Source organism: Dermacoccus sp. BD5 (genome assembly GCF_044878485.1).
Taxonomy (GTDB): Bacteria; Actinomycetota; Actinomycetes; order Actinomycetales; family Dermatophilaceae; genus Dermacoccus; species Dermacoccus nishinomiyaensis.
Genome location: NZ_JANJER010000002.1, coordinates 134,420 through 146,867 on the forward strand (window position 1 = coordinate 134,420; position 12,448 = coordinate 146,867).

Here is a 12,448-nt window from a genome sequence, read left to right on the forward strand (position 1 = left end):
GACAGACCGGATACGTGCAAGAGCGCACGGCCGCTCCTCTGAGGGGTGAGCGGTGCGCTCTCGCGCGTATCTCAGTCGAGAAAGCGTCTCTTGGCCTGCTTGAGCGGACCCATGGCGACGTTGCCGAGGCGATACGTCATCGAACGTCGCAGGTCCTCGGCGGACTTGCGCAAGGCCTCCTGCTGCTGGCGGGCGAGGGCCAGCTCGGCCGACTGTCGCTGCGCCCGGCTTCGCAGCTCACGCTCACGCAGGTTGAGGCGGCTCTCGAACCAGTTCGCGCGCGAGGCGAGGGCTTTGTTCTTCTCTTCCAGGCGCTCGATGACGGCGAGCAAGCCGGAGACGTCGTGCGCGGGTAGGTCGAGCATGCTGGCGCGTTGGGCGAGCAATGCGTCCAGGTCATCCGGGGCTGCGAGGCCCGCCATCGCGCCGATCGTCGCGGCCATCGTCCGATCATCGGTGGCTGCCGGCCACAGGTGGAGCGAGCCACGTGCTCGGATGACAGCGACGAAGTCGACGACCGCCGCCCACAGTGCGTCATCCAGCCGGCTCGAGGCCGGCGCCGGGGCAACGGTGGTGAACGCGTGGTCGTCATCGCGAGCCAAGGCAACGAGCAGGTTGTCGAAGCGCAGGTCGCCGACCTCCGCATCGAGACGGCCCTCACGCGCTTGCCCACGGGCCCACCCCACCCATCGTGCCAGGAGGGTGCGAAGTCGAGAGGCGTCGCCGCTCGCGCAGGCGTCGAGCGCCTCTTCTGCGAACGGGCGTGCCCGCGCCGCGATGGCGATCTGCCGATCACCCTGGCGGATCGTCCCGGCCGCGCACTCGAAGCGGATGACGCCACCATCGAGGGTCGAGGCGAGCACCTCGAGTTCCCCGCTCGCCGCGACCGGGCGACCTGCCACGACGAACCAGCCCGACGGCATCTGCGCGAGGCGTCCGCCCAGCACGGCGGCGCGTGTGACCCGGGTCGGGTCCGCGCCGATGCGCCGCAGCGCTGGGGACGCGAGAGTGAGGGCATCGAGCAGGGTTCGACCCTCATCATCGATCGACATGGTGTTCCAGGCGAGCAGGGTGTGCTCGTCCCAGGTGGGCAGCAAGTCGGCGACGCTCACCTCGCGTAGCTCCGTGGTGGCGAGTGCCGCGTCGAGGGCATCTCGATGACGCGGGCGCGAGGCATCGAACGTCGCGAGGACATCCCACGCAGCATCATCGTTCTGGGTGTAGCGCGAGCGCAGGCTCGTGATGCGATGCAGGCCGAGCTCGTTCTCCACCGCGAGCGCGAGGCGGCCACCGGGTGCGACGCACGCGACGACCGCTTCGAACACCGCGGTCCACGTGGGTGTCACGTCCTCGAGCGAGGGCACCCTGGCCAGGTCGTCGAGAACGAGAACGACGTCGTACTCACCGAGCTTCTGCTCGACGTTCAGGATGTCGCCGCACACGACCTGTGCGGTGGGGCGGTCGACGAGCGCTTCGGCGTATGTCGCGCCGTCGGGGATCGATCGGGTGAGCACGGTCAACGCGCCGGCGAGGTCGGCCAACTCGGTCACGAGGTCGAGGGCCGTCGGGCCGACGACGAGGACACGGTCTCCGGCGTCGACGAGGTTGGCGACGACCTCACGCACCGCGGCGGAGGCAGGTGCCCCCATCCGTGCCACGTCCGACCAGTTCTGCATCGCGCCGCGCTCGAGGCGCATGAGGCCGGTGTTCTCCAGGTCGATCGTCATCGCAGCAGTTCCATCTCTTCGCCCCAGCCCAGAACGAGGCCGAGTTCTTCGGGTGTCATGAGGAAGTCACGGCCAAGTTCCTCGTCCGCGACCTGACGAGCGAGGTCGAGGTCGAGGTGCTCTCCGTGCAGTTCTGGAAAGGTCTTCTCTAGTAGGTGCGTGCCGTCGAAGCCCTGCTTGATGCCCGGGATGTCCATGGGATCGCCGTACACAGCCGGGTCGAGACCGGCGGCAATGCCGTAGAAGATCGCGGTCGACAAGCGGTTCGAGGCGACGCGCTCGTGCCGTCGCAGCTCGACGAGCTGTCGTTCTAGAAAGTTCGAGGTACCGCCCTGATAGAACGTGCCGCGCTTGCCGAGCGTGATGACGCGGAAACCCGCGTCCTCGTAACGCCGGCGAACCTCCTCCTGTTCGTACTCGACGTAGTACAGGCACATCGTCACAGGACCGTCACCCTCGACGTCCTTGATCTGTGCAATGAGGCGATCATGGTCTCCGTCGACGGCCTCGTAATCCACAGTTCCGTGGAACGGAAACCAGATGGTGCCTTCGCGCGCGCCCATATCGGTTCCGGTCTGCGGGCGCATGCGGTCGAGATAAAGGAAAGGCGCGCCGATCGTCACGTAGTCACGCCAGCCGATGGCCTGGCCCCGTCGGCGGTTGACGTCACCCCACACGTACTTGGCGAAGCCGTGCGGGGGGCGGTGGCCGTAGCCGAATCCGTGAACGAACGTCCAGCCGTGCTGGATCACGCCGTTGATCCGTGGGGGGTGCTCGCGGTCGAGCCCGCAGTACTCGGCGAGCAGGTGGGCGTGCCCGTACCAGTGGTTGCTGGAGTCCACGGTGGCGGCTCCTCCGGATTCGTCTCGTGGCGGCTTGCCGCGCGTCGCCACCGGGCAGTCCCGAGGCTAGACGGCGACACACCATGGTGCCACAGCGGGGCAGGCAACATCGAACGCAGATCGCCGCCCACGTGCGTGGGCACCGGCCGCTCCCCCGCTCGCTGACTAGACTCGCCCCGTCCGCCCACGCCATCAGGAGGCCCCGTGCCCAAGCTCAGCGTCGTCATCCCCTTCTACGGAGTTGAGGACTACCTCGAGGCGTGCCTCGTCTCCGTGCGCGACCAGCTCCTGCACGACGTCGAGGTCATCCTCGTCGACGACGGCTCGCGGGACGGTTCTCGCGCCATCGCCCAAGGCTTCGTCGACGAGGACGCGCGCTTCCTGCTCGTCACGCAGGAGAACGCCGGCCTCGGGCCCGCACGCAACGCCGGGGCCGCACACGCGACAGGTGAGTACCTGACCTTCCTCGACAGCGACGACCTCCTGACCGCACGCGGGTACTGGACGCTCGTGACCACGCTCGAAGCCACCGGTTCCGACTTCGCCGCCGGCAATGCGCTGCGGTTCACCGACGCGGCCGGCACCTACCAGTCGTGGACGCACGCCCTGCCGTTCGCGACACCGGCCCGCCGCACCACTCTCGCCGAACGCCCCGACCTGATCCGCGACCGGATGGTGTGGAACAAGGTGTACCGGCGTTCGTTCTGGGAGCGCGGTGACTTCGCCTTTCCACCGATCCGGTACGAGGACTACCCCGTCACCCTGCGCGCCTACCTCGAAGCACGCAGTGTCGACATCGTCGACGAGCACGTCTACCTGTGGCGCGATCGCGAGTCGGGCACGTCGATCACCCAGCAGACGGGTGATGCGCGCAACGCCGCCGAACGCTTCGAGTCAGCCCGCCTGGTGATGGATGTTCTGCACGCCCACGATGCCCCGGCCGAGGTGACGCGTCGCGTCGCGAGCTACTTCGCCCGTGTCGACCTCGTCTCTCTCGCCGGCACGATGGTGAGCGCACCCGAGGCCGATCGCCCGGGGTTGGAGCGCATGGCGTGCGAGCTCGCGGCGATGATCGACCCACGCGAAGCAAGCGATCAGACGCAGGTCTCGAAGTTGATCCACACCGCCCTGCGCCGTTGCGACCTGCCGTTCGCCCGCGCGCTGGCGCGCTGGCGCAATGGCGGCTCGAAAAAGACGCTCGTGCGGGACGTCGCCCGGTTGCGCGACCCGCGCGCCGCAAGCGAAGTCGCGGTCGCGCTCATCGCCTCGCGCACACCCCAGCACCCACTCAAGGAGCGCCGACTGCGCTCCAGCCTGCACGCCGTCTCGACGAACGCTGCGCGGATCGACGTCGTCATCGACACGCGCCTCAATCCGGCGCTCGCGCGCCATGCCACCGTCAGTGCACAGCTCATCCCTTCGACGTCAGTGCGTGACGAGCGGTCGTCACATGTCGAAGGGCCCTCGCACGGCCAGGCGGCCTCCCCCGGCATGACACACTCGCCGAGCGATGTGGGCGCCGTGGCGCTGCAGGTGACGACCCGTGAGTCGATGCCGTGGGGTGTTCGACTGCACCTGAGCGCCGCGCTGGGCACGCGCGTCGATCTGGGCCACTACGCCCTCGACCTGCGCTTGAGCCTGCCCGGCGGTCTGCAGCGCTGGCGCGGCCAGGTGGAAGGCTCCCCCGATGTGCTCGCCGGCCCCACGAGGACCGCGACCGCCCCACCTCGCGCCACGCGCGCATCGATTCCACGAGCAGGCTGGGTGCAGCCCGTCACGCAGCCGCGAGCAGGCCTGGCGGTCCTCGCGGGCGACGAGGTCGTGCTCGCCGGCGCTCGGCTCGTCAGCGACGCCTTCGTCCTCGCCCTTCCGGCCGGCGTCTCGGCCCTTCAGGTGCATCGTCGCGCACCGATCGATCCGCTCGATGTGGTGGTGACGGCGGGCGCCGTCCGCCTCGACCCTGCTGAGATGTTCGCCGGGGACGCGCCCATCAACCCCGTCGACGGTATCCACGAGGCCGCACTGCTGGGAATCGAGGACGGGGAGCGCCGCCCGTTGCTCATCTCCGGTTCGGCGGGCCCGCTCGAGGTGTCTTTGCCCGACGGCGCCCGGGTGCAGCTCGCGCGCGACGGCCGCGGGCGCGCGCTGCTGCGCAAGCTCCCGGCGGCGTTCGGCGACGTCTGACCAGGCCCGGCCAGCACAGCTGGAGCCCCGCCTGCGACGACGCGAGCGAAGGGCGACGCCCACGAAGAAGGCGCTCACCCCGATGCCGGGGCGAACGCCTTCTTCACGAATCGACGATGTGAGTCACGCCCCGCAGAACGTCCGAATGATCTCGATGACCCGATCGACGTCCGAGTCGGCGAGGTCGGGAAACATCGGCAGACTGATCTCCTGCTCGTAGTAGGCCTCGGCCTTCGGGCACATGCCGCGCTTGTAGCCGAGATCGGCGAAGTACGGCTGCCAGTAGACCGGGATGTAGTTGACCTGCACACCGATGCCCTGCGCACGCAGATGGTCGAACAGCTCGCGGCGTCGGCCGTCGGTGATGCGCAGCGGATAGAGGTGCCAGACCGGTTCCGCGCCCGCGCGGTGGCCGGGCAACGTCAGCTGCTCGATGCCCGCGAGGCCCTCGTTGTAGCGGTCCGTCAGCTCCTGACGGCGCGTCTTGAACTGCTCCAGTCGCGTCAGCTGGCTCGAGCCGAGCGCGGCCTGCAGGTCGTTGAGCCGGTAGTTGAGGCCCAGTTCGGGCATCTCGTACCACCACGCGCCCTCGTCGGGATGACGCAGCTGGTCGGCCTCGCGCACCATGCCGATGCCCTTGAACCGGCGCGCGCGCTCGAGGACGTCGGCGTCCTTCGCGACGACGGCGCCGCCCTCACCCGTCGTGAGGTTCTTCGTCGGGAAGAAGGAGAACGTCGTGATGTCCGCGAGGGAACCGACCGGCACACCGTTCAGGGAGCCGCCGACGGAGTGCGCCGCGTCCTCGAGCAGGTACGCGCCCGCATCCTTCGCGACCTTCGACAGCGCGGGGGCGTCGACGGGGTGGCCGCCGTAGTCGACGCCCGCGATCACCTTCGTCGAGGCGGTGACCTCGGCGGCGGCGGCCTCGGGGTCGAGGTTGCCCGTGTCCTCGCTGATGTCGGCGAAGACGATCTTAGCGCCCAGCAGCGCCGCCGCGGTCGCCGTTGCGAGGAACGTCAGCGGGGTCGTGATGACCTCGTCGCCCGGGCCGACCTCGGCCGCGGCGTACGCGACGTGCAGCGCAGCCGTGCCGGAGGTGACGGAGACCGCCGGTTCTGCGACGGCGGCCAGTTCGCCGATCTGCTTCTCGAACGTCTCGACGTACGGGCCGGTGGTCAGCCAGTCACCCGACAGCACCTCCTGCACGGCGGCGATGTCGGCGTCGTTGATGGACTGACGGCCGTAGGGCAGCATCCGCGCGCCCTCAGATGCCCGAGGCGAGCATCTGCTGCAGCTGCTCGATCGTGTACCACTGGTCGTTGTCGCCCGAGGAGTAGTGGAAGCCGTCCTCGACGGGCTTGCCGTCCTTCGGTGCCTCGTAGCCCCACGTCGCGAAGTCGGGCTGCAGGACGAAGTACTTGCCGTCCTTGACGATCACCGCGCGGCGGCCCTCCTCCGGGGAGATCATCTCCTCGTGCAGCTTCTCGCCGGGGCGCAGGCCGACGTCGTGCATCTGCGCGCCGGGGGCGATGGCCTGCGCGAGGTCGGTGACCTTCATCGACGGGATGCGCGGCACGAGCAACTCGCCGCCCTGCATGAGGTCGAAGGTGTCGAGCACCATCTGCACGGCGTCGTCGAGGGTGATGAAGAAGCGGGTGCAGCGCAGATCGGTGATCGGCAGCGACTCGCCGGCCTCGTGCATCGCCTTGAACTTCGGGATGATCGAACCACGCGAGCCCATGACGTTGCCGTAGCGCACGACGGCGAAGCGCGTCGGGTAGGCGGCGGCGTAGTGGTTGCCGAGGATGAACAGCTTGTCGGCCGTCAGCTTCGTCGCGCCATAGAGGTTGATCGGGCTCGAGGCCTTGTCGGTCGACAGTGCGACGACCTTCTTGACGCCCGCGTCGATGCACGCCTCGATGACGTTCTGCGAACCGATGACGTTCGTCTTGACGAACTCGTACGGGTTGTACTCGGCCGTGTCGACCTGCTTGAGCGCCGCGGCGTGCACGACGTAGTCGACGCCGTGCATGGCGCGCTTGAGGCGGTCGAGGTCACGGATGTCACCGATGAACCAGCGCAGGCGCGGGTCGTCCTTGAACAGCGCGCGGCACTCCCACTGCTTCAACTCGTCACGCGAGTAGATGACGACGCGCTTGGGGTTGTGCTCGGCGAGCAGCTTCGTGATGAAGGCCTTGCCGAAGGAACCGGTACCACCGGTGACCAGGATGGACGAACCGTCAAGAATGCTCACGCGGGCTCCCAAATCATGTCGTACGTCGGTGACGCCGGAGCAAACGCCACGCGACGTGGCGCCTCACCGTTCTGCTCGATATCAGGTCAAGGCTAGCACCCGGCCCGTAGGCGCCCCCCGACCGTGCAGGCGGGGTGAGAGCATCGACGCATGGACGCTTCTCGTTCCCCGTCTCCCGCTGCGTGGCCCGGCGAGCCCGCCGCGACGACGCCTTCCTCCCCCACCCGTCGCGTCGTGCTGCGCGCCGATGCCACACCGACCATCGGCGTCGGGCACGCGATGCGATTGCTTGCGCTCGCCCAGGAGTTGCGCGGACGAGGCATCGAGGTGCACCTCGCGGGCGATCTCGATGTGGCATGGGTGGCGTCGGCCTACGCCGAGGCCGGCGTTCTCGTGCACCCCTGCCCCACCGACCCCGACGACCTCGTCACGCTCGTGCTCGATCTCGACGCGCGGTGGTGCGTACTGGATCGCTACGACCTGGGTCCGCGCTGGGGCGTGTGGCTGCGGCGAGCCGGCGTCGTCGTCATGGCGATGGTGGACGGGCCGTTCTCGGCTGATCAAGACGCCGACCTCTACGTCGACCAGAATCCCGGTGCGACGCCTCGTGCCGTCGGCGCGGGACAGCTCGCCCTCGCAGGGGCGGACTACACCCTCTTTCGTGACGACGTGCTCGCGCTGCGCCGCCCCGTCGGTGACGTCGCCGTCGATGACGTCGCCGACGAGGAGCAGCGCCCTCTGCGCGTGCTCGAGGTGTTCGGCGGCACCGACCCGTGCGGCGCGGCGCCCGTCGTCACACCTCTCGTACTGCAGGCATGCAGCGGCCTGGCCGCCGACATCACCGTCGTCACGCCTGACCGGACGTGGGTCGCCCCCCTCGCCGCGGATGCACCCCCCGGTGTCGAACTGCGAGCGAGCGGACCGGTGAGCGACCTCGCCGCGCGCGCCGCGGCCTGCGACCTCGTCGTGACCGCGAGCGGGTCGTCCGTGTGGGAACTCATGTGCCTCGGTGTCCCGCTCGGCGTCGTCTGCGTCATCGACAACCAGCGCCCGGGTTACGACATGGTGGCCGATGCAGATCTGGCGCTCGGGCTCGGCGACCTCGAGATGCTGCGACGCGACGATGACGCGCGCGCCGCGGCCGTGAGCGCGCTGCGCGAGGCGTTCACCGACCGCGACGTGCGCGTCGAGCGGGCCGCACGGGCTCAGGAGTTGCTCGACGGTCGGGGTCGCGCCCGCGTGGCGGAGGCTCTTGTCAGCCTGGCTCGCTAGGCTGGCGAACGCACCCTCGTCGAATCGGCACTGTTTCGAACAGCACCGTCCCAGCAGCTCCGGAGGCTCACCGTGACCCGCACCCGCGTCGTCATCCAATCCCGCCTGAACTCGAGCCGGCTGCCCGGCAAGGCGCTCATGACGATCGGCGGGATGCCGCTGATCGAGCTCGTCGCGCGCCGGGCCTCGCGTGATGGCCACGAGGTCGTCGTCGCCACCAGTGAGGAACAGTACGACACCCGCATCTTCGACCACCTCGCCCGCGTCGACATCCCGGCGATGCGTGGCTCACTCGACGACGTGCTCGGCCGCTTCGTCGAGGCGACGAAGGACATGGACGACGACGACCGCGTCGTCCGCCTGACCGGCGACAACCCCGTCGGCGATTCGAGCCTCATCGACGAACTCGTCGAGGCCATGGATGCGGGCGGTTACGAATACGGTCGCAACGACGTCTCACACATGCCCGAGGGGCTCGGATGCGAGGTCTTCCGCGTACGCGATCTGCGGCGCGCCGCCGCATCGACGAGCGACCCGTACGACCGCGAGCACGTGACCCCGTGGTTGCGCCGCAACGTCAAGACCCTCGACTTCGTCCCGGCCGCGAACCCCGGCGACCCCGAGCGCTTCCGCTGCACCGTCGATGTCCTCTCCGACTACGACCGGGTGTGCCGCCTGTTCGCCAACAAGCCGGACCCGGTCGCCGTCCCATGGACGGACCTCATCGCAGAGATCGGCGGGCCCGCCTTCACCGCCGGTCCCAGCGTGCCGCGCCGCGACGACAGCGAACTCGATCAGTCCGTCATGATCCTCGGCGGCCAGGCGTTCGCCGGCCCCAACGCGCCGTCGGCCGCGGAGATCCGCGCGATGCTCGCGACGGCCGTCAACCGCGGCGTCAACCACGTCGAGGTCGGTCGAGGCGACCACAACGCCGAGGAGATCCTCCACAAGTGCGGCGAGCCGCAGCTGACACAGCGGCTGCACTTCATCTCCCGCCTGCGTGAGATGCGCACCAACGACCCTCGACTCGCGGCCGCCGTCATCGAGGCCCAGCTCGAACGTTCCTTCGCCGAACTCGGCCGGCGTCGGGCGTCCGCCGTGCTCATGGCGAACGTCGACGAGGCGCACGACGCCGACGGCGCCGGCTGGCACCGCCTGCGCGACTACCAGGACAGCGGCGAGGTCGGCCGCATCGGCGTCAACGTCGAATCGCTCGAAGAACTCGAACGCGCCCTCGACCTCACCGGGCTCGGCTACGTGCAGTTCCCGCTCGGTGTCGCCGACCGGCAACTGCGCGCGGCGGGAGAGCTGCTCGGAGGGCGCGACGTCGTCGTCACGACGCACGCGACGTTCGCCGGCGGCACCGTGTTCGACCCGAGCGAACTCAACCGTCAGCTCGTGCTTCTTGCACACGAACTGGGACGCGCCAACGTCGCCGACCTGTGCGTCGCCTACAGCTTGTCGCACCAGTTCGTCGACTCCCTCGCGATCGGCACCCGCAGCAACCAGCAGATGATCGACGACCTCGCCTACTGCCTCAACGCCCCGCTGACGGCCGACGAGCGCGACGCCGTCGAGGAACGCCTCGACGCGGTGGTGTCCTGATGACGACCCGCACCCCGTGGCAGGTGCTCGAACACCTCGTCGCGACGGATCAGACGGCACCACGGGTGACGTTCTACGAACGCACACCCGGCCCCACGCAGGGTGAACGCATCGAGTTGTCCGCCAAGGTGCTGACGAACTGGGTGAGCAAGGCCGCCAACCTCTTGAGCGAGGAGCTCGACGTCGACGCGTCCTCGAGCGTCATCGTGCACCTGCCCGCTGCTCACTGGCGCACGGCCTACTGGTGCCTGGCCGTGTGGTCGCTCGGGGCGCAGGTCGTCTTCGTCGACGCCGACGACGACGATGGCGCCCTGCCGTCTGCCCCCATCGTGCGGGAGGCCGACGTGCTCGTCACCTCGAACCCTGCGGACGAGGTCGACATCGACATCGTCGTCGTCACGCTCGCGATGCTTGCGCGTCGATCGTCCGCTCCCCTGCCAACCGATGCGATCGATGAGGCGCAGGAGCTCAGCACCTTCGGCGACGTGTTCACCCCGTTCGATGTCCCGGCGCCGACGGCCGCCGCGCTGACCGTGGTGACGGGCGCCGGCGACGAGCGTCAGACGTCGTACGCCGACCTCACGACGCCACTCACCGACGCCGGCCGGCACTTCCTGGCCTCGCCGTCACCGGAGCTTCTCGCCGGCGTCCTGGCGGGCGGCGGCAGCGTCGTGCTCGTGCGAGGCGACATGGAGGCCGCTGACCTGGCGCGCCTACTGGAGCAGGAGTCCGCGCAGCCTCGATGAGGCGTCGTCGCCAGGCGTGCACGAAGGTGGACGAAATTCGCCGAGGTGCACGGAAATCGCGAAGGTGGACGCGATTCGCGAATGTGGACGAAGATCGCCGATGGGGACGGGAATCGCAGGTGGGTCAGCTGACGCCGGCGTCGAGATCCTTGTTGTAACGGTCGATGATCTCCTTCATCGGCCCGTCGCCGACGAGGGTGCCGCCCTGCAGGTAGATGCCGCGCGTGCAGAAGCGCGTGAGGTCACCTTCGGAGTGGCTGACGAGGAACAGCGTGCGTCCCTCGGCGAGAAGCCCTTCCATCCGCTCGTAGCACTGCTCGCGGAAGGCACGGTCGCCGACGGCGAGCACCTCGTCGACGAGGAGGATGGGCTCGTCGAGCTGCGTGATGACGGAGAAGCCTAGCCGCACCTGCATGCCGGAGCTGAAGTGGCGGAACGGCAGGTCGAGCCCCCGCTGCACCTGCGGCCCGGCGAACTTGACGATGTCGTCGAATCGCTCGTCGACCGTCTCCTTCTTCATGCCGTGCAGGCCGGCCATGAGGTAGATGTTCTCGCGAGCCGACAACTCGCCGATGAAGCCACCGGTGAGTTCGATCATTGGGGCGACGCCCTCGTGGATGCGCGCTGAGCCCTCGTCGGGAAGCAAGGTGCCGGCGATCATCTTGAGCAGCGTCGACTTGCCGCCACCGTTGGCCCCGACGAGACCGACGGCCTCCCCACGGCCGACGTCGAACGAGACGTTGCGCAGCGCCCAGAACGTCTCCTTGTCGTAGGAGGTCTTGCGCTTGTAGATGATCTCGCGCAGCGACAGGTTGCGCTTGCGGCCCTTGAGGAACTCGACGCCCAGGTCGTCGACCTCGATGACCGGCTTGCCCTCGGGGGTCTGCCATTCGACGGGCATCTCAGATCTCCTTGAGGATCGCGGGCTCGAGCTTGCGGAACACCCAGGAGCCGAAGGCGAGCCACCCGAGCGAGAGGACGAAGGCGAAGATCCAGCTGTGCCAGTCGGGTCCGTGCTCGCTGACGAAGCCCGCCCGGTACATGTCGATGATGCCGGTGAGCGGGTTGATCTGCATGAGCGTCGTCGCCCAGCCGAACCCGTGCTGCGAGGCCTTCTCGGCGAGCAGATGGATCGAGTAGATGATGGGTGTCAGGTAGAACAGCACGCGCAGGATGATGCGGACGATCCGGATGAAGTCGTCGACGAGCGCTGCCACCGGGGCGATGACGAGGCCCATGCCCATGAGCAGGATGAACTGGATGAGCAGCGCCGGGATCCAGTACACCAGCTCCCAGCTGAGCTGCACCTCCCCGTTGGCCCAGTAGTAGAGCATGAATCCGATGAGGATCGGCAGTGACAGCAGGTGCTCGATGCCCTTGGAGATGACCACGCGCGCCACCCACAACTCGCGCGGAAGGTTCGTCGAGCGGACGAGCAACCGCTCCGCGTAGAGCGCTCGCGCGCTCTCGTTGATGACGTTGTTGAACCAGTTCCAGGCGAGCATGCCGGCGACGATGAAGAGCACGATCGGCACACCGTCGGTGTTCTTGAACCGCTGAGCCATCGGCTCACCCGGTGAGGGGTCGCTCGCCCAGATGACGCCGAAGACGAACGAGTAGACCAGCGCCATGGCGAGGGGGTCGATCAGGGTCCAGAGGTAACCCAACGCCGAGCGCGAATAACGCACGCGAAGGTCACGTCGGACGAGGGTGTCGAGCGTCGCTCGATGGTCCCAGATCCGCGCCAAGCGGTTCGATGAGTTCATGTCTTCCTTCATGCTGACCAGCTGCTTCGCCCACCGGCTCGAGGGCAGCGGC

General features: G+C 68.5%; 10 protein-coding genes. 4 read left to right on the top strand and 6 right to left on the bottom strand.

Features of this window, described 5'->3' with window-relative positions; translation table 11 throughout:
• Positions 1 to 71: 71 nt before the first annotated feature.
• Both NQ706_RS02240 and NQ706_RS02245 read right to left on the bottom strand, forming a co-directional pair.
• A complete protein-coding gene (locus tag NQ706_RS02240) occupies positions 72 to 1,727 on the bottom strand; it encodes a hypothetical protein (RefSeq protein WP_038568976.1) in 1,656 nt (551 codons plus the stop codon).
• Positions 1,724 to 2,569: a hypothetical protein gene (locus tag NQ706_RS02245; RefSeq protein WP_038568978.1), complete on the bottom strand. Its 846-nt coding sequence runs from the start codon at positions 2,567 to 2,569 to the stop codon at positions 1,724 to 1,726. Before NQ706_RS02245 ends, NQ706_RS02240 begins: the two co-directional genes overlap by 4 nt.
• A gap of 204 nt (positions 2,570 to 2,773) precedes the next feature.
• On the opposite strand from NQ706_RS02245, the gene NQ706_RS02250 reads away from it, so the two are divergent.
• Positions 2,774 to 4,753, top strand: coding sequence for a glycosyltransferase (locus NQ706_RS02250; RefSeq protein WP_038568980.1), 1,980 nt, complete (start codon positions 2,774 to 2,776; stop codon positions 4,751 to 4,753).
• Between the two features lie 123 nt (positions 4,754 to 4,876).
• Here the strand turns inward: NQ706_RS02250 and NQ706_RS02255 are convergent, their stop codons facing one another.
• Both NQ706_RS02255 and pseB read right to left on the bottom strand, forming a co-directional pair.
• Positions 4,877 to 6,007 (bottom strand): DegT/DnrJ/EryC1/StrS aminotransferase family protein, encoded by a 1,131-nt coding sequence (locus tag NQ706_RS02255; RefSeq protein ID WP_038568982.1) that lies wholly within the window; start codon positions 6,005 to 6,007, stop codon positions 4,877 to 4,879.
• 10 nt (positions 6,008 to 6,017) lie between these two features.
• Positions 6,018 to 7,007, bottom strand: coding sequence for a UDP-N-acetylglucosamine 4,6-dehydratase (inverting) (gene pseB, locus NQ706_RS02260; protein ID WP_038568984.1), 990 nt, complete (start codon positions 7,005 to 7,007; stop codon positions 6,018 to 6,020).
• Between the two features lie 150 nt (positions 7,008 to 7,157).
• On the opposite strand from pseB, the gene NQ706_RS02265 reads away from it, so the two are divergent.
• From NQ706_RS02265 to NQ706_RS02275, 3 genes are all read left to right on the top strand, one after another.
• The gene (locus tag NQ706_RS02265; protein WP_143181489.1) at positions 7,158 to 8,279 is read left to right on the top strand and encodes a PseG/SpsG family protein; all 1,122 of its coding nucleotides are present in this window, start codon (positions 7,158 to 7,160) and stop codon (positions 8,277 to 8,279) included.
• Between the two features lie 72 nt (positions 8,280 to 8,351).
• Entirely contained in the window at positions 8,352 to 9,884 is a 1,533-nt protein-coding gene (locus NQ706_RS02270) for an aldo/keto reductase (protein WP_006943605.1), read from the top strand.
• Positions 9,884 to 10,630 (top strand): TIGR03089 family protein, encoded by a 747-nt coding sequence (locus tag NQ706_RS02275; protein WP_006943587.1) that lies wholly within the window; start codon positions 9,884 to 9,886, stop codon positions 10,628 to 10,630. Before NQ706_RS02270 ends, NQ706_RS02275 begins: the two co-directional genes overlap by 1 nt.
• Positions 10,631 to 10,754: 124 nt before the next feature.
• Here NQ706_RS02275 and NQ706_RS02280 read toward each other — a convergent pair whose 3' ends face one another.
• Together NQ706_RS02280 and NQ706_RS02285 are read right to left on the bottom strand one after the other, a co-directional pair.
• Positions 10,755 to 11,531, bottom strand: coding sequence for an ABC transporter ATP-binding protein (locus tag NQ706_RS02280; RefSeq protein ID WP_006943597.1), 777 nt, complete (start codon positions 11,529 to 11,531; stop codon positions 10,755 to 10,757).
• 1 nt (position 11,532) lies between these two features.
• Positions 11,533 to 12,396, bottom strand: coding sequence for an ABC transporter permease (locus NQ706_RS02285; RefSeq protein WP_074040692.1), 864 nt, complete (start codon positions 12,394 to 12,396; stop codon positions 11,533 to 11,535).
• Positions 12,397 to 12,448: the final 52 nt, after the last annotated feature.